Source organism: Pseudomonas sp. RL_105y_Pfl2_101 (assembly GCF_963970585.1).
Taxonomy (GTDB): domain Bacteria; phylum Pseudomonadota; class Gammaproteobacteria; order Pseudomonadales; family Pseudomonadaceae; genus Aquipseudomonas.
In genome coordinates this window covers 48,084-65,834 of sequence record NZ_CAXAPG010000026.1, presented here as the reverse complement: position 1 = coordinate 65,834, position 17,751 = coordinate 48,084, and the positions used below count along the sequence as shown (strand labels likewise).

Here is a 17,751-nt window from a genome sequence, read left to right as displayed (position 1 = left end):
ATCTCCGAGTGGCTGTGCGGGAGCAGTTTGCGGGGTAACCCGCCGGGGCACCTTGACCTGTATCAAGCGCCTTGGAACCACCCGCCAGCGCTTACCAGGTGACGTAGAACATGGCCTTGGCCAGCAGCACGATCGCGACCATATGCAGGAACACGCTGGTATGAATGATGCGCACGTAGCGAGCGTTCATGCGCCCGCTCCTGAACAGCCACATGGCCCAGAGGAAATGCCCCAGCACACTGCCCGCCAACAGGACCTTGAACCCCAGCAGCAACCCGAAGGATGACTGCAGCGGCGACGACAGCACCGGCCAATAGCGCAGCCAGACCATGCCAATGCCCGCGCCGAACAGCACCAGCAGCACCCACGGCATCAACTGCCGAGCGCGTTGGCTGATGCCTTGCTCCAGCAACACCATGACCTTGGCGGGCAGTTGCTTGCGAATGCTCTCCAGGAACAGGACTTCGAAGAAAACCGTGCCGATGAAAACCAGCGCGGCAAACAGATGCAAGGTCAGAAACAACGGATAACTCATGAGCGTCCTCGGTCGCCCTCTGCAGCGGGGCGATGGTTTATTCGAGGTTATCGCGCTGTCCCGAAAGTGAGGTTGATGTCAATCAAGGAACCCCCTATCAGTCGCCACAGAACCTGTGGGAGCGGGCTTGCTCGCGAAAGCGGTGTGTCAGTCACGGCAATGTCGACTGATTCGCCGCCTTCGCGAGCAAGCCCGCTCCTACAAAAGAACGTCATTCGGCCTTGAAAGCGTCAACGGAACGTTGTTTTTTGCTCATCCCGACAATACCACTGATCAGTTAGTCCGACTTTTTGACACTTTCCCCGATATGTGGTCACAACTTTTGCGCGCCGCTGGGTCATAACTCGGAGGTCGTCGATGGAATGTTGACGTCTACCTAGGTTGAAGCCTGATACGGAGATAAGCTTATGATTTTCAACGTACAAAATTTTGGCGCCAAAGGAGATGGCATCACAGACGACACGGCAGCCATCCAGAGTGCGATTGATGCGGCGGCCGCGGCCGGCGGTGGGCAGGTGTACATGCCCACCGGCACCTACATCGTTTCGGCAGGAGAGGAACCTTCCGATGGCTGCCTGATGCTCAAGAGCAACGTCTACCTGTACGGCGACGGCATAGGCGAAACCACGGTCAAAGTGGCCGATGGCTCCGACACCAAGATCACCGGCATTATCCGCTCGGCCTACGGTGAGGAAACCCACGATTTCGGCGTCAGCAACCTCACCATCGACGGCAACCGGGGCAACACCACCGGCAAGGTCGACGGCTGGTTCAACGGCTATATTCCCGGCGAAGAAGGCTACGACTCCAACGTCACCCTCGACAGCGTCGAGATCAAGGATTGCTCCGGGTACGGTTTCGACCCCCACGAGCAAACCGTCAACATGATCATCAAGAACAGCGTGTCCCACGGCAACGGCCTGGACGGCTTCGTCGCCGACTTCCTCAGTGACAGCACCTTCGAAAACAACATCGCCTACGACAACGACCGCCACGGTTTCAACGTCGTCACCAGCACCCACGATTTCACCATGACCAATAACGTCGCCTACGACAACGGCGGCAATGGCATCGTGGTCCAGCGCGGTAGCGAGGACATCCCCTCGCCCAACAACATCACCATCACCGGGGGCGAGGTGTATGGCAACGGCGCCGAAGGGGTGCTGATCAAGCTCTCCAGCGTGGTGACCGTCAGCGGCATCGACATTCACGACAACAACAGCGCCGGGATCCGCATCTACGGCAGCAACCACGTCGAAATCATCGACAACACCCTCAACAACAATTCCCTGGGCGGTGCCGTACCAGAGATCATCATCCAGTCCTACGACGACACCCAGGGCGTGTCCGGCAAGTACTTCAACGGCAGCGACAACCTCATCCAGGGCAACACCATCAGCGGCAGCGACCTGTCGACCTATGGCGTGGCAGAGCGCAACGAAGACGGCACCGACAGCAACGCCATCATCGCCAACACCATCAGCCACACGAGCAAGGGCGCCACGCTGGTCTATGGCGACGGTAGCTACGTCAGCGCCACGGTGCCCATGACCACCGTGCAAGGCACGGCGGGCAACGACACGCTGCTGGGCAGCGCCGCCAACGAGATCTTCTACGGCGGCGCAGGCAACGACACCATCAATGGCGCGGCCGGTAGCGACACCCTCGTCGGCGGCGCCGGCATCGACAAACTCACCGGTGGCACCGGTGCCGATACGTTCCGGTTCGTCGCGCAATCGGACAGTTACCGCAACGCCACCACCAGCTTCGATGACACCATCACCGATTTCGACGTCACCCAGGACAAGATCGACCTCGCTGGCCTCGGTTACACCGGCCTGGGCAATGGCCGTGGTGGCACCCTGCAGGTCCGCTACAGCGCCAGCAGTGACCGCACCTACATCAAGGACTACGACGCCGACGCCAACGGCAATCGCTTCGAGCTGATTCTCTCAGGCAACCTGGCCAGCACCCTGACCGCCAGCAACTTCATCTTCAATCGCGTGATCACCGGCACCAGCGGTAACGACTCGCTGCTGGGCAGCGATGCGGCCGACACCCTGCTTGGTCTGGCGGGCAATGACAGCCTCAGCGGCGGCGCCGGCGACGACAAGCTCGACGGCGGTGCTGGCAAGGACACCCTCACCGGTGGCGCCGGGGCGGACACCTTGGTGTTCTCCAACCGCCTGGACAGCTACCGCAACTACAACACCGGCGGCGCCAACCTGGGCGACCTGATCACCGACTTCGACATCAGCGCCGACAAGATCGAGCTCTCCGCCATGGGTTTCACCGGCCTGGGGGACGGCAAGAACAACACCGTGTACCTGGTGCTCAACAGTGCCGGCACCAAGACCTACATCAAGTCCCTGGAGGCCGACGCCAACGGCAACCGCTTCGAAGTGGCGCTGGACGGCAATTACCTCAACACCCTGACCAGCGCCAACTTCGTCTTCGCCACGTCGTCGCCGACCAACCAGGCGCCCGTGGTGGCGACGCCGTTGCTGGACCAGAACGCCACCGAAAACACCCCGTTCAGCTACGTGGTGCCGGCTACCAGCTTCACCGATCCGGATAACGACAGCCTGAGCTACACCGCCAAACTCGCCAATGGCAGTGCCCTGCCCAGCTGGCTGATCTTCGACGCCGCCACCCGCACCTTCAGCGGCACGCCGCCCGACACCGCGTCGGGCACCTACGCCATCCAGGTCACCGCAACCGACGGCAGTAACGCCACCGTCAGCGATAGCTTTACCCTCGCCGTGCAGGACGTCCCCATCGCCATTGTGATCAATGGCACGCCGAACAACGACACGCTGACCGGCACCGCGGACAATGAGCAATTGTTCGGGGGCGCGGGCAACGACACCCTCGATGGCGACGCCGGCAACGACATCCTGGTCGGCGGCACCGGGGTGGACAAACTCACCGGTGGCACCGGGGCCGATGTGTTCCGCTACACCTCGAAACTCGACAGCTACCGCACCAGCTCCACCAGCGCCAGTGACCAGATCCTCGACTTCGACGTAGCGGCGGACAAGATCGACGTCTCGACGCTCGGCTACACCGGCCTGGGCAATGGCCGTGACGGCACGCTGCAGGTGACCTACAGCGCCTCGACCAACCGCACCTATCTCAAGGACTTCACGATCGACGCCAACGGCAATCGCTTCGAAGTGTCGCTAGCAGGTAACCTGACCGGCAGCCTGACGGCCAGTCACTTTATCTTCGCCGATCAGAACCCCACCACCAACGTGGCGCCGGTCGTGGCTATCGCGCTGCTGGACCAGAACGCCAGTGAAAACACCCCCTTGAGCTACACCCTGGCCAGCAACAGCTTCACAGACGCCAACCAGGATGTACTGACCTACACCGCCACCCTCGCCAACGGCAACGCCCTGCCCGCGTGGTTGAGTTTCAATGCCACCAGCCTGACCTTCAGTGGCACCCCAACCAGCACCGCGGCAGGCAACTACGACGTGTTGGTCAAGGCCACCGATCCCTCGGGCGCCTCGGTCAGTGACAGCTTCGCCCTGGTGGTGGCCGACACGCCCGCCAACACCATCACCGGCACCAACAACGCCGAAACCCTCAATGGCACGACAGGCGCGGACCTGATCCTTGGCCTGGGCGGCAACGACACGATCAAGGCCGGCACCGGCGCGGACATCATCGACGGCGGTGTGGGACGCGACTCGCTGTACGGCGGCGACGGTACCGACACGTTCCGCTATACCAACGTGCTGGACAGCTACCGCGACTACGACACCGGAGGCGTCACGGCCACCGACACGATTTATGACTTCACCGTCGGCGTCGACAAAATCGATGTCTCGGGGCTGGGTTTTCTCGGCCTCGGCAATGGCAGCAACGGCACGCTGTACATGACCCTGAACGCGGCCGGCGACAAGACCTACATCAAGTCCGCCGAAGCCGATGCCGACGGCAATCGCTTCGAGATCGCCCTCAGTGGCAACTACCTCAACACGCTCACCGCCAGCGACTTCGTCTTCGGCGAGCGTGCCCAGCAGGACATCCTCTACTTGCCGACCCTCGGCCAATCCAATGCACGCCTGCTGCGCATGACCGAGGACGACGACCAGTCCGGCACGTCGATGCTGGTCAATGACCTGGACCGTTACACCACCTACGACGTGCGCAGCCAGTTCACCGATGCCGATGGCAACGGCATCGACATCGCGGTGGGCGGCAGCACGGTCAACGGCCTCTCCACACTCAGCGCCGAGGCGCTCCAGCTGTGCTGGTGGCTGACAGACACCAACCAGCCCGGGCCGGCACTGTTGCGGGCGGTGACGTTGTTGCGCGACCAGCTCACCGAACTGCAGTCGATCGATAACGTCACCATGGGCATCATCTGGGGCCAGGGCGAGGAAGCCGCCCAGGAAATCGCCCGCGCCACCGACAAAGCGGCGGCAGCAGCGGCCTATAAGGCTGCGACCCTGAAAGTGTTCGACTACTTGCACGCCCAGTTCGGCAATTTCAGCGTGTACCTGATGGAAACCGGTCACTACGAGGAGGATGCGGCCCGGGCCCGTGGTTATTCGCAAGAGAAAATCGCGTCCATCGTCGAGGGTGTCGGTTATGTGCGCGCCACTCAGGAAGCCATCGCCGCCGAGCGCGCCGACGTCAAGCTGGCGGTGGATTACACCGACCTGCCCTTGCGCTACGAAGTCGATCCCCTGGTGTACCCCGATGACGTCTGGCACCTGCACGAGGAATCGGCGGAAATCGTTGGCCAACGCCTGGCGGACTACATTGCCGATGACCTCGGTTTCCAGGGCAACCCCAACGACAATAACAGCGTGCAGGACATCTTCGACAACGCCCAGAACCAGGGCGGGATGATCTCCGGTACCGACCAGGACGACACCCTGCTGGGCAGTTCAGGCAACGACATGCTGGATGGTGACCTGGGTGCCGACAGCATGAGCGGTGGTGATGGCAACGACATCTACGTGGTCGACAATGCCTTCGATAGCGTGGTGGAAACCAACACCTCAACCTCGCAGATCGACACGGTGCAAGCCTCGGTCAGTTGGACCCTGGGCACCAATCTGGAAAACCTGGTGCTCACCGGTGTGTCGGACATCGACGGCACCGGCAATGAACGACGCAATTTCATCACCGGCAATGCCGCCAATAACGTGCTGGACGGCGCCGCAGGGGCCGACAGCCTGAGCGGTGGCGATGGCAACGACAGCTACTTTGTCGACAATGCCGACGACAGCGTGATCGAAACCAACAGCAATACCGTGACCGGCGGAATCGACAGCGTGCACAGCAACCTGGCGGCCTATACCTTGGGCAGCAACGTCGAGAACCTGTATATCGATAGCACCGGCGCCGCCAATGGCACCGGCAACGCGCTGGACAATACGCTGTTCGCCGGCGCCGGCAACAATGTACTGGATGGACGCGATGGCATCGACACGGCCAGCTTTGAGCGCGCCCTGTCCGGCGTGACCGTCAACCTCTCGACGTCGGCGCAACAGAACACCGTGGGGTCCGGGTTGGACACCTTGAAGTTCATCGAGAACCTGAAGGGAAGTGCCTACGCCGACACCCTGTCGGGGAACAGTGCGGCGAACGTCCTCGACGGGGGGGCCGGCAACGATACGTTGGTAGGTGGTTCCGGCGATGACCGATTGATCGGCGGCGCAGGCACCGACAACCTCACCGGTGGCACCGGCGCCGACACCTACGTGTTTGGTGCGTTGTCGGACATGGGCGTCGGGGCCTTGCGCGATGTGATCAGCGGCTTCAAGAGCGCGGAGTTCGACACGTTGGACCTCACCGGCCTGGACGCCAACCCGTTGACGGCCACAGTCGATGCCTTCACCTTCATCGGCAGCAACGCCTTCGACGCCACCAACGCCACCGGCCAGCTGCGCTTCGTCGATGGCATCCTCTCCGGCAGCACCAACGCCGACTCCACCCCCGAGTTCGAATTCGAACTGGTCGGCGTCAAGGAGCTGCACGCCAGCGACTTCACCGCCTGATTGCCCTCCTGAGCAGACTTGCCCGCAGTAGCTGCGGCACATTCAGCATGGATGCTGACTGACCCACCGCTATCGCGAGCAAGTCCGCTCCCACAGGGGGCGTGTTGTGCTTGAAGGCAAGCACTGGGCCTAGACCGTTTTTGTGGCAAGGGAGCTTGCTCCCGCTCGGCTGCGCTGGAGCTGTCGAGCGAAGCGAGGCTGCGATCTTTTCAGGCCTTGTTGAGTGTTAAGTGAAAGATCAAAAGATCGCAGCCTTCGCCAGCGCCTACCGCAGCCCAGCGGGAGCAAGCTCCCTCGCCACAGGGATAAGTTGCAAACTTGAGCCCTGGATTGTCTAGAACAAGCTTTGCACCTGCTCCAGCACCGCGCGGTTCATCTGGCCGGTGTGGGTGTGCAGGCTCACATAGCTTTGCAGCATGTCGAGCTTGGTGTTGAGCAGGTCTCGACGGGCCTGGAATACCCGCTGCTGTGCGTCAAGAATATCCACCGTGGAACGCACGCCGCCCTGGAAGCCTTTTTCCGTCGAGGCCAGTGCTCGCTGATTGGACGCCACCGCCCGCTGCATCGCCTTGCTCTTGGCAAACCCGGCGACGACGCCCAGGTAATCGGCCTCGATATCCTCGGCCAGTTGCTGGCGTTGCACGTCGTAGTCAGACTGGGCGCCGGCCAGTTGCGCTTCGGCCTTGGCCACCGACGCCCGTACCACCCCGCCGCGATACAACGGGATATCCAATTGCACACCCACGTAGTAGGTGTCCTGGCGCGGGTCGAGTTCCTGGTATTGACGGGTTTCCCGGCGGGTCAACTGGGTGGTCAGCGACAAGGTTGGATAATGCCCGGCGCGCTGACTGTCAGCCTGAGCTTCGGCCACTTTCACCGCCGCCAGCCGAGCAGCCAGCTCGGGGCTGGCTTCACGGGCAATCGCCGTCCAGTACGGCAAGTCCTGCTCCGGCGGGATCGGACTACCGGCGGCCAATTCTTCGCGCATCGGCAAGATGTCATCGATGAGCACACTGGCTCGCCCGGACAAGGCCCGCAAAGCCGCCACGCGGCGCGACTGGGCTTCAGCCTCCTGAGCTTGCACCAGATCGAGCCGCGCCTGGGCTTCGTCGATATCGGTGATCGCGCCCTGACCGCCCTCATAAAGCTTTTTACTCTGAATGACCAGGCCTTGGATGGCGGACTTTTGCTGGGTGATCAACTTGATCTCGTTCTCCGCCCGGGCGACGTTGAAATAGCCCTTCGCCACCCGGTCATACAGGGTCTGGCCGGCCACATCGAACACCTGGGTGCCCAGTTGACCGCGTGCCTTGCCCTCCTGATACGCCGCCCAGCGGGCCTTGTCATAGAGCGGTTGTTGCGCCACCAGGGTCACGTTGTTCGCCTGGTAATCGTTGCTGTTGACGTAGGTGCTGTCGTCGCCGCCGTCGGTCCGCCCGCCGTAGCCGTAGCGCGAAGTCAGCGACACTTGCGGGTAAAGGCCGCCACGACCGATGTCCTCTTCATGCCGCGAAGCTTCAAAAGCGTGGGCCGCCGACTGCACGGTCGGATCGTTGAGGCGCGAAGCATCGTAGGCGGCGGTCAGGCTCAGGCCAGTCTCAGCGGCCCACACCGGATTGAGCATCGCCCAAGCCGCACACAAGCCCATCAGCACACGCAAACGGTAGGGGCAACGGTCGACCATGCTCATTCCTCCTTGAAGGCTGCCAGCAAGCGTTCACGCAAAGGTTTCATCAGGTAATTCATCAAGGTGCGTTCGCCCGTCACCACCGTGACATCGGCGAGCATGCCGGGGCGCACCAGCAGGCCGGCGCTCTGCAACGCGGCCACGGTGTCGGCGGGAATCTCGACCTTGGCGGAGAAGTACGGTTGGTGCGTCTGTTCATTGATCAACTGGTCCGCCGACACCGTCGTCACCGTGCCGGTGACCGTCGGCGTATCCACCCGTTGCAGCGCGGTGAAATGCACATGCACCGGCAGGCCCGGGCGCAGCTTGTTGGCCATCAGCGGCTCGAAGCGCGCGGTGATCGCCATCGGCGCATCCAGCGGCACCACCTGCATCAGGGTCTGGCCGGCCTGGGCAACGCCGCCGACCGTATGAATGCTCACATCCATGACCTGCCCGGCCACTGGCGCGCGGATCGCACCGTTGTCGACTTCAAATTGCAAGGCCCGAATCTGATCGGCATAACCGGCCGCCTCGGCCGAGACTTCGCTGAGCTGGGTTTCGGCATCGCGGCGGAATTGCTGCTGCGCCTGCAAGGCCTTGAGCCGGCTTTCGTTGATCGCCTGGCGAGTCCTGCCGACATCGCCCACGCCGGAGGCGATTTGCCCCGCCAACTGGGCCGCGTTGCGCTCGGCCTCGAACAGTTTGTTGCGCGGAACGTAGCCTTCCCGAGCCAGGTCACGCAGGCCTTCAAGCTCCTGCTGCTGAAAGCGCATCTGCGCGTCGTAGTTGCGCTTGACGCCTTCGTAGCCAAGCAGTTGTTGCTGCAACGCCGCGGCTTCGTGCTCGATGATCTGCAAGCGGCTGCCCAGCTCCGCGCGGCGGGTAAGGAACAACTGGCTCTGCAAGGCCATCGCCGCCTTGACCCGTGGCTCGTCGGCGTGGGCCAGCAGTTCCGCGGGCCATTGGATCTCGGCGCTGCCCAGGCGCTCGGCAATCAAGCGCGCCTCGATGCTGCGATCGTTGAGCAGCTTGCCCAGGGTCACGTCCAGTTGCGACTGCGCCTGCACCGTGTTGAGTTGCACAAGCAATTGCCCCTGGGTGACGCGGTCGCCATCGCTGACCAGCAGCTTTTCCACCACTCCGCCGACCAACGACTGCACGGCCTTGCGCTCCCCCGCCACCACCACGGTGCCGCTGCCCACCACCCCCTGGTCGAGTGGCGCCAGGCAGGCCCAGAGCAGGAAACCACCCAGCGTCAGGACCAGGAATCCCACGCCATAACGCGCCGCGCTCCCGGCGTCGGTGCTGGCGCTGGGCAGCGTCGTGGTGCTGCACACGCTCAGCCCCTGGTCGCTGCGCGCTTGTGTCTCCGGAGTCAGATCACGCATCGCCGCCCGCCTCCCTGACCGCGGCCGGTCTCGGCCCCGGCATCAATGCCTTGAGCACCCGGTCCCGTGGGCCGAATGCTTGTTGAGTACCGTCCTTGAGCACCAGGATGTGATCGACCACCGCCAGCACATTGGGTCGGTGAGTAATCAACACCACGGTGCTGCCAGTCGCCTTGAGCGCATTGATGGCCTGCACCAGCGCCAGCTCACCGGCATCATCGAGATTGGAGTTGGGCTCGTCGAGCACGATCAGCGTTGGCCGTCCGTAGAGCGCGCGAGCCAGGCCCAGGCGTTGTTTCTGCCCACCGGACAAGCCAAGCCCACCGGGGCCCAACGGCGTGTCGTAGCCCTTGGGAAAGCGCAGGATCATTTCGTGGATGCCGGCATGCCGTCCGGCGGCGATGATCTGGTCAGCATCCTGCTCATGGAAACGGGCGATGTTGTCGGCGACCGTGCCGTCGAACAACTCGATGTCTTGGGGCAGGTAGCCGAGGTGCGGGCCCAGGGCGTCGTGGGACCACTGGCTGATCTCGGCATCGTCCAGGCGCACCGACCCACCCATGGCCGGCCAGACCCCGACCAGGGCACGGGCCAGTGTCGATTTACCACTGGCACTGGGCCCAACCACGGCCAGCACGTCGCCCTTGACGAGGCTGAAATTGATCCCCCGCAGGATCGGCTGCGAAGCACCCGGCGGGCCGACATACAACTGTTCCAGGCGCACCGCGCCGGTAGGTGGCGGCAACGGCATGCGCAGGCGCTTGCGCGGATGCTCGGCCAGCAATTGGCTCAGGCGCTGGTAGCTCTGACGTCCGGCGTTGAATTGCTTCCACGAGCCGATGGCGATTTCCACGGGCGCCAGGGCTCGCCCCAGCAACAACGACATCGCAATCATCATGCCTGCCGACAGTTGGCCTTCAAGCACCAGCAAGGCGCCCAGCCCCAGCGCCAGGGACTGCCCGGAGATACGCACGAAACGGGTCGTCGAGGTGATACGCGCGCTGCGGTCGCTGGCATGGGCCTGGGCGGCAATGATCCGTTGTTGCAACAGGCTCCAGCGCTGGCGCAGCGGCCCGAGCATGCCCAGGGCCTGGATGACTTCGGCATTGTGCAGCGTGCTGTTCACATAGATAGACGACTGCACCCCCAGGCGATTGGCTTCGCCCAGGCGCGTGCGCGTCGCCAGTTCGCCCCACAGCGCCAGGCCGATCAGCACCAGGGCAAGCACCAGCGTCAGCACGCCAAACCAGGGATGAAAGATGAACGCCACCAGCAGGAAGATCGGCAGCCAGGGTGCATCGAGCAAGGCAATCAGGCCTTGCCCGGTAATCAGCTGGCGCAGCGTGGCCAGGTCGGTGAGCACCTGCGCCGGGTTGGCGTTGTGCTCGCGCAGGCTGCGGGCGAAGGCCGCGTCGAAAATCCGCTCGCCCAAGGCATCGTCCAGCCCCGCGCTCATGCGAATCATCACCTCGCCGCGCACCCACTCGATCAGGGCGCTGAACATGAACAGCCCCAAAGCCATCAAGGTGAGCATGAACAAGGTGATTTCGTTGCGACTGGTCAGGACCCGGTCGTAGACCTGCATCATGTAAAGCGAAGGCACCAGCACCAACAGATTGATCACGCCACTGAACAATGCCAGGGCCCAGAACACCCGACGGTAGCTCAATAAGGCAGCATCAATGTCATGACGCGGATCGAGTAGAAAGCGCATAGAGAATTAACCCGCAATAGGAATAGTCGGTCCCGGCGCAATCCATCGCGAGTTACGTGCCCGAAGGCGTCAAAAAAAAGAGCGTCATGTTGCTGACGTGCAGCCATCTGAGCCGATCGTCGTCGCTACGGACGCCAAGTACTGACAACGTAAGCTTAGGTAAGTGCCCGCCCGAGGTGAGTGTTTTCACCTCCATGACCAGTGGAAGGCTGCTCTTGAGAACGACACGATCGAAATGACTGCTTTAAAAGTTTTACTCAGTTAAGTATTTTGCGTGATACCTGAGCGCCGATGGCAACGACAAACCCTGTGGGAGCGCCGGCCCTCTATCCTCATCTTCCCAACGACAAGGACCACCCGTGAGCGGACTGCGTGAACGTCAAAAAGCCGAACGCCGCCAAGCCATCAGCAAGGCGGCGGTCGAGCTGTTCGAGCGCCAGGGTTTCCAGAACACCACCATCGAACAAATCGCCAGCCAGGCCGGCGTATCGGCGCCCACCGTGTTCAAGTACTTCGGCAACAAGCAGGAAATCATCCTGGAGATCCTGCACGACGCCGACCAGCGCGCGCTCACGGACACCCGCAGCCAGATGCCTGAAATCGAAGACCCGGTCGAAGCGCTGTGTTATCTGGAGCGGCTGTTGACCGGCTACGCACTGGAGGTCATGCACCCGAGCCTGTGGCGCGAGTTGCTGCCGCTGATCCTGTTTGGCGGCGACAACGGGCTGCCCGAGGGGTATCGCGCCATGAACGATGCGCTCAGGGCCGAAATCAGTGGGCTGATCAGGGAATTGCAACAGGCCGGCAAACTACGCGCCGACCTGGACGTCGACCTCGCCGCGTTCCTGTTGAACGACTATTCGCACTTGCAGTTGTTCAGGTTGGTCAACCAGGAGCAACCGGACATCGAGGCACATTCCGCTCAGGTCAGACGCATCACTGAATTGCTCTTTCTGGGCATGCGCGCCTGATCCAACGAGGGACCCGGCGCCGCAACGCCGGGTCACGCCGATCAGCGATGGGTCTTGATGCCGGTCCAGGTGCGGGTGCGGATCCGCTCCACGGCGGCCGGCACCGGCTCCAAGGCGAACAGGGTCTTGCGCGCCTCGTCCGGCACATACATGGCGGGGTTATTGCGAATGTCGGCATTGACCAACGCCGTGGCTTCCTTGTTCGGGTTGGGGTAGCCGATCTTGTTGCTGATCCTCGCGATGACGTCTGGACGCAAGATGTAGTTGATGAACGCGTAGGCCTCCTTGGCATGAGGCGCATTGGTGGGGACCATCATGACGTCCGACCACATCGGCGCACCTTCCTTGGGCAGCGCCAGCTCAACCTTCACCCCCTTCCCTGCGTCTTCGGCCAGTCGCTTGGCCAGTGCCACACCACCGGACCAACCCACCCCGACACAGATATCACCGTTGGCCAGGTCCATGCCATAGCGCGATGAATTGAAGTAGGTGATGTACGGCCGCACCTTGAGCATGGCCGCCTGCGCCTTTGCGTAGTCCCCACGTTTCTGGCTGTTGGGGTCCAGCCCTTCGTAGTGCAAGGCAATGGGCACGATCTCGTTGGCGGCGTCCAGCAGACCGACGCCACAACTGGCCAGCTTGGCCATGTTCTCTTCCTTGAACAGGATGTCCCAGGTGTTCATTTGCACATCAGGCCCCAATACCTGGCGCACCTTGTCGACGTTGTAGCCGATCAGGGTCGTGCCCCACAGATACGGCGCTGCATAGCGGTTGCCGGGATCGCCCACCGCCTCCAGGGACTTCATGAACTCGGGTTCCAGATGCTCCCAGTTCGGCAACTGGCTGCGGTCCAAGGGTTGCACGGCGCCGGCGGCAATCAGGTGACTGACGTTGGAACTGCTCGGGTACACCACGTCATACCCGGAGTTGCCGGTCAGCAGTTTGGACTCCAATGTCTCAACGCTGTCGAAGACGTCGTAGATGGGACGGATGCCGGTTTCCTCCTGGAAACTCTTGAGGATTTCTGGCGGCAGGTACTCGATCCAGTTGTAGATTCGCACCGTCCGCTCTTCGGCCAGGCTTGCGCCACTGACCAGCATCGAAACGACAGCGCCCAGCAAGGTGTTGCGCAAAAACATGTTCATGATCTAACACTCCAGCGCGGCCGCGAAGGCTCGCGGCACTTAATAGCGGTAGGTGAAGTAGAGTTCCAGCGCGCTGAATTTCCGATCGTCGCCGAAGACCTGTTTGGCCGCTGCCATGGGCTTGACCCAGTTGTAGGACAGCGAGGTGGACAACGACTTCGAAGGCGCCCAATCCAGGAAGACTACACTCTCGTCGGCAAAGCGTTTGTCGCTGACGGCGGTGCCCATGTAGTTTTTTTCGTCGAGCCAGAACTGGTAGTGGATCGCACCGAGGGTGAGGGTTTCGTTGAGGTGAGTCTTGAGCGAGAACTGCTGGACGTTTTCGTTGCTGTTGAACATCAGGTAGTTGCCGACGACATCGCCGATCAGCCAGGTGCTCCAGTCGACGAAGCCCTTGCTCAAAGGGTCCCAGGCTTTCTGCCGGTTGTCTGTAAGGTTGTCGTCGCCGGAAAAACTCGCGTAGCGGTAGCCGATCACCGGGGTCAACGGCAGCGTGCTGAAGGTGTAATCCGCCTGGCCATACCAGGCCTTGGCATCGTAGTCCACGCCTTCGCCGCTGCCCCGTTCCAGGGCATATTCGGCATTGAGGGTCAGGTCCGGGATACCCGGGAGCTTGGCATTCAGCGCCCTGACGTTGTAAACCAGCATGCCATCGCGGCGGCGCGGCAACGTGCTGCCCTTGGGCCCCATGGCCTTGACCTTCAACGCGGTGGCGCCCAGCGTCACCTGGTCGTCGAGGTTGTAGTCCAGGTTCACGCCGCTCATGCGAAAGTCACCCAGGTCGCTGTCGGTGCCCAGGCTGAAGCCCTGGACCTTCAACGCGCCATGGTCCCAGGCGACCACCGCCGAATCCTTGAAGGCAGTGCGTGGGGCGAGCCAATAGGCACCGTCGTTCAATTGGTCGAGGTTGCCATCCATCACGATGAAACCGTTGCCGATCATGTAGTTCTGGCGACCGCCGGTGACCGTCCATTCGCCAGCGCGCAAACCACCATAGAACTCTTCGGTCGACACCTTGCCGTCGGAGCTACGGGTGAAGCCACCGGCATCGCCATCACCGAAGGTGGTCGCGCCCACCAGGGAGCCGCCAGCCAACAGGCTGAAATCCGGCTGCACGGCGTATTCCAACTTGATGCCCGGCTTGACGTAGAACTCCTGCCAGTCGATTTTCGTGCCGCCATTCTTGCCGCTGCGCATGTCCACCACGCCGCCGCCAAAGTTGACGTTGCGGGTGGACAAGACTGCGCCACCGGCCGTTAAGTTGACTTCGCCCTTGAGGTTGCCCTCCTCGAAGGTGTAGCCCGCCCAGGCAACCTGGGCGGTCAAGGGTAACCCGAGCACGAGAAACGCTCGGGACAAACGCATCATGGAAACCATATGGAGCTCCTGTTGATTATTGTTGTTACAGGGCAGTGAATGGCGGCGCAAACCCGCGCCAACACCTGGCTGGGCCAGGTGAGCGGAACGAAATTCTTGTGTTTATCGGATGAAGTCAGGGCGTCAGTTGCGCCGCGATGGCCCGCAGCATGCGCACGCTGTCGCCGTCGAACGGGCTGACGGCCTCACCCAGGGACGACTGCTTGACGATCACCACGCCGGACGGTTTGTCGACGAACAGGTATTGGCCATGGATGCCACCGGCCATGAGCGCCTGACTGTGGTCATTGAAGACATACCACTGACTGCGGTAGGACGCGCCGGGGGTCCAGCTCGAAAAGTCGGCGCATGCGCCATAGATCGCGGGGTCGGCACCGGCGGCGATGCCGGCGATGGCCTCGGCCGAGAGCAGTTGTCGCCCGTCCTGACGGCCCTCGTTGGCCAGCAGGCGGCCGAAGCGCGCCATGTCACGCAAGGTCGCGCTGAACCCGGCACCGGCCACGCTGCGGCCCCAGGGATCCGCCAGGAAATAGCCGTCACGTTCACAGCCCAACTGGCTCCAGACCTCCTGCAGCAATTGGTGACAGGCCTTGCCAGACGCCCGCTCCATGACCCAGGCCAACGCCTCGGTGGTGGCCGTCACGTAATGGAAAAAGCCGCCGTGATTGCCGCGTTTCCTCAGTGACGGCAAGTACTGGTACAGGGATTCGAACGTCGTGTACTGCGCCGGGGCCGGCTGGAAACCGCAGGCGTAGCCGTATTGGGAACTCTCCGAATCCGGATCCTCATAGACCTCGTTGTAATCGACGGCCACGGCCATGTCGAACAATTGGCGCACGGTCGCATCGCCGAACGCGCTACCGGTCAGTTCCGGTACGTAATGGGCCGCCGTCAAAATCGGGTCCAGCAGGCCTTCGCAGACCAGTTGCTCGCCCAGGGCACCGATCAGCGACTTGGTCACCGAAAACATGATGTGCCGGTCCTGGGGATGCTGGCCGTTGAAGTAGCGCTCAAACAATACGGTGTCGCCCTGCAAGACCAGAAAAGCATCGGTCTGGCTGGCGACCAGGTGATCGATCACGCTGATGCTCAAGCCACACTCGCTGTCAAAGTGCAGTGCATCCAGCGGCTGGAGCGCCTGCTTGAACGCGCTGACCGGCCCGCTGCCGGCCTGCACGTCGATGGAAGGACGCAAGCGCGCCAGGTTGCGGAAGCCCCACTGGTTGAACGGCGGGCTCATCCAGTTGTGCCAGGTGACGCGGCGCTGGGGGTCGGCGGGAAAGCCTTGCATGAGGGAAGGTGCCAGGCGTGCGTCAGATGGCGATTCGTGAGTCTCGACGTAAAGACTGGCCAGTGAAGGCACGGTGTTCTGATTCATCGGGTTGCCCCTGCAAAATGACTCTGCGTGAAAGCAGATGCAGGAGAATAATTACTCGATGTAATTCTTTAGTCAATAAAACTTTTTATCGACATTGTTCCTTCAGCACCGACCCGCGGAACAACCATTGCCAGGGAACCTGATACCGCTGGGCTACGTCCGTAGGAGCTGTCGAGCGAAGCGAGGCTGCGATCTTGTCCCAGACACTTGAGTCGCAAGCAATAGATCAAAGGCCAGCGTCTCATCATCCTGGCGATCGCCCCACGCCGCGAGGACGGTTGAGCCAGGCAAAGGCGCAATGCCACGCTATGATCGCGCAAACGTCAGCACCTCGAACAAGGGCAACCATGAACACTCACACAGCATGCCTCGGACTGTCTGCCTTGACGCTCGCCTTCCTATGCGAGCCGGTCCAGGCCTCGACGTGGCAGATCTGCCACCTGGAGCTGCGTATCGTCCAGGTCCTGAAACAACCCTATCCGCAGTTGCAGGCGCAGATCGTGAAGGCCAGGCCGAAGTCCTCCTTGGTGGAGTGTCCGGCGCAAGGCTCAATGCTGACCTTCACCCCGGAAACCCCGGACTACCAAGCCACGCTGCCCCGCCGGCAATGGCCCCGCAAAGGACAGTCACTACAGGTCGACTATCGCTACCTGGATGGCGTCTGTAAAGGCGACGGCAACTCGTATGCGTGTCGCATCAAGCACTACCCGGTGGTGGGTCGATAATCAGGCGGCTGGAGACCGTGGCATTAAGCTGATGGCCTCATCGCGAGCAAACTCGCCCCCACAAAAAGGACTGGCGCAACCCCTTGTGTGCGAGCCTGCTCGCGATGACGTCGGTAAAGCCCACCTCAGCGACTTAAGCCAACAACTCAGTGATCCAGCGGGCCTGCCGGGCAGTGTCTTGCAGCTTCTCTTCCGGTACGGCTTGCCGCGCCTTGGCGAAGCTGGTGAGGGTCTTTTGCTTCTGGCGTAGCAGGCGCTGCCACTTGGCCAGGAAGGCCGGGGTGCGGGCTTGCAGTTGCAGCGGGCCGAAGTACAGCTCCTCGGCGGTGTACGTCACCGGCCCGGTGCGCTCGGCGACGATGATCTCGTAGTAGAAACGGTTTTCCCGCAGCACCTCCTCGCAGAGGATGCGGTAGTCGTGTTCCATCAGCCATTGGCGCAGCGGTTGCTCACCGCCATTGGGCTGCAGGATCAGGCGTTCCTGGCCGCTCAACCGCGCTTTGCCGCTGTCCAGGATGTCGCGGATCGTCTCGCCGCCCATGCCACAGAGGCTGATCGCCGTGATCCCGTCTTCCGGCTCGATCGCCGCCAGGCCATTGGCCAGGCGTACGCTGATCTGCTGTTCCAGGCCATTCTCGCCCACGGTGCGTTCGGCGGCGCGAAACGGCGTCAGCGCCACTTCGCCAGCCACCGCCATGGCGATGGCGCCGCGGCGCAGCAAGACCACCGGCAGGTAAGCGTGATCCGAGCCGATATCGGCCAGGTGCGCACCCGCCGGCATATGCGCCGCCACGCGCTCCAGGCGCATGGACAAGGTCTGTTCGTTCAA

11 protein-coding genes are annotated in these 17,751 nt (G+C 62.3%); 3 read left to right on the top strand and 8 right to left on the bottom strand.

All coding sequences use genetic code 11. From position 1 onward, the window contains the following. Nucleotides 1–91 precede the first annotated feature (91 nt). The gene (locus tag AACY31_RS22020; RefSeq protein ID WP_339483175.1) at nt 92–535 is read right to left on the bottom strand and encodes a CopD family copper resistance protein; all 444 of its coding nucleotides are present in this window, start codon (nt 533–535) and stop codon (nt 92–94) included. A gap of 407 nt (nt 536–942) precedes the next feature. Here AACY31_RS22020 and AACY31_RS22015 point away from each other — a divergent pair, with 407 nt between their 5' ends. After that, nucleotides 943–6,555, top strand: coding sequence for a putative Ig domain-containing protein (locus AACY31_RS22015; RefSeq protein ID WP_339505077.1), 5,613 nt, complete (start codon nt 943–945; stop codon nt 6,553–6,555). Between the two features lie 334 nt (nt 6,556–6,889). Here the strand turns inward: AACY31_RS22015 and AACY31_RS22010 are convergent, their stop codons facing one another. From AACY31_RS22010 to AACY31_RS22000, 3 genes are read right to left on the bottom strand one after another with little or no spacing between them, the layout of a single operon-like run. Continuing rightward, nucleotides 6,890–8,239: a TolC family outer membrane protein gene (locus AACY31_RS22010; RefSeq protein WP_339505076.1), complete on the bottom strand. Its 1,350-nt coding sequence runs from the start codon at nt 8,237–8,239 to the stop codon at nt 6,890–6,892. A gap of 2 nt (nt 8,240–8,241) precedes the next feature. Beyond that, nucleotides 8,242–9,612 (bottom strand): HlyD family type I secretion periplasmic adaptor subunit, encoded by a 1,371-nt coding sequence (locus tag AACY31_RS22005; RefSeq protein ID WP_339483180.1) that lies wholly within the window; start codon nt 9,610–9,612, stop codon nt 8,242–8,244. Beyond that, entirely contained in the window at nt 9,605–11,326 is a 1,722-nt protein-coding gene (locus AACY31_RS22000) for a type I secretion system permease/ATPase (protein ID WP_339492988.1), read from the bottom strand. Before AACY31_RS22000 ends, AACY31_RS22005 begins: the two co-directional genes overlap by 8 nt. Nucleotides 11,327–11,685: 359 nt before the next feature. Between AACY31_RS22000 and AACY31_RS21995 the strand changes: the two genes are divergently transcribed. Further along, on the top strand, nt 11,686–12,297 hold the full coding sequence (locus tag AACY31_RS21995) for a TetR/AcrR family transcriptional regulator (RefSeq protein WP_339483184.1): 612 nt from the start codon (nt 11,686–11,688) through the stop codon (nt 12,295–12,297). A gap of 41 nt (nt 12,298–12,338) precedes the next feature. On the opposite strand, the gene AACY31_RS21990 is transcribed toward AACY31_RS21995, so the two are convergent. The 3 genes from AACY31_RS21990 to AACY31_RS21980 form a co-directional block, all read right to left on the bottom strand. Next, nucleotides 12,339–13,442 carry a polyamine ABC transporter substrate-binding protein gene (locus tag AACY31_RS21990; RefSeq protein WP_339483186.1) on the bottom strand — a complete coding sequence of 368 codons (1,104 nt, stop codon included), beginning with the start codon at nt 13,440–13,442 and terminating at the stop codon, nt 12,339–12,341. A gap of 39 nt (nt 13,443–13,481) precedes the next feature. Continuing rightward, nucleotides 13,482–14,819 carry an alginate export family protein gene (locus tag AACY31_RS21985; RefSeq protein WP_339483187.1) on the bottom strand — a complete coding sequence of 446 codons (1,338 nt, stop codon included), beginning with the start codon at nt 14,817–14,819 and terminating at the stop codon, nt 13,482–13,484. A gap of 115 nt (nt 14,820–14,934) precedes the next feature. Beyond that, nucleotides 14,935–16,197 (bottom strand): serine hydrolase domain-containing protein, encoded by a 1,263-nt coding sequence (locus tag AACY31_RS21980; RefSeq protein WP_339483188.1) that lies wholly within the window; start codon nt 16,195–16,197, stop codon nt 14,935–14,937. 347 nt (nt 16,198–16,544) lie between these two features. On the opposite strand from AACY31_RS21980, the gene AACY31_RS21975 reads away from it, so the two are divergent. Continuing rightward, nucleotides 16,545–16,922, top strand: a complete 378-nt coding sequence (locus AACY31_RS21975) for a hypothetical protein (protein WP_339483190.1) — start codon at nt 16,545–16,547, stop codon at nt 16,920–16,922. Between the two features lie 133 nt (nt 16,923–17,055). Here AACY31_RS21975 and AACY31_RS21970 read toward each other — a convergent pair whose 3' ends face one another. Continuing rightward, entirely contained in the window at nt 17,056–17,751 is a 696-nt protein-coding gene (locus AACY31_RS21970) for a tRNA (adenine(22)-N(1))-methyltransferase (protein ID WP_339505075.1), read from the bottom strand.

Excerpts from the sequence above, each read along its gene's own strand:
- AACY31_RS21990 (WP_339483186.1), bottom strand. The coding sequence starts at position 13,442 with ATGAACATGTTTTTGCGCAACACCTTGCTGGGCGCTGTCGTTTCGATG.
- AACY31_RS21985 (WP_339483187.1), bottom strand. The coding sequence starts at position 14,819 with ATGGTTTCCATGATGCGTTTGTCCCGAGCGTTTCTCGTGCTCGGGTTA.
- AACY31_RS21975 (WP_339483190.1), top strand. The coding sequence starts at position 16,545 with ATGAACACTCACACAGCATGCCTCGGACTGTCTGCCTTGACGCTCGCC.
- AACY31_RS22000 (WP_339492988.1), bottom strand. The coding sequence starts at position 11,326 with ATGCGCTTTCTACTCGATCCGCGTCATGACATTGATGCTGCCTTATTG.
- AACY31_RS21980 (WP_339483188.1), bottom strand. The coding sequence starts at position 16,197 with ATGAATCAGAACACCGTGCCTTCACTGGCCAGTCTTTACGTCGAGACT.
- AACY31_RS22010 (WP_339505076.1), bottom strand. The coding sequence starts at position 8,239 with ATGGTCGACCGTTGCCCCTACCGTTTGCGTGTGCTGATGGGCTTGTGT.
- AACY31_RS22015 (WP_339505077.1), top strand. The coding sequence starts at position 943 with ATGATTTTCAACGTACAAAATTTTGGCGCCAAAGGAGATGGCATCACA.
- AACY31_RS22005 (WP_339483180.1), bottom strand. The coding sequence starts at position 9,612 with ATGCGTGATCTGACTCCGGAGACACAAGCGCGCAGCGACCAGGGGCTG.
- AACY31_RS22020 (WP_339483175.1), bottom strand. The coding sequence starts at position 535 with ATGAGTTATCCGTTGTTTCTGACCTTGCATCTGTTTGCCGCGCTGGTT.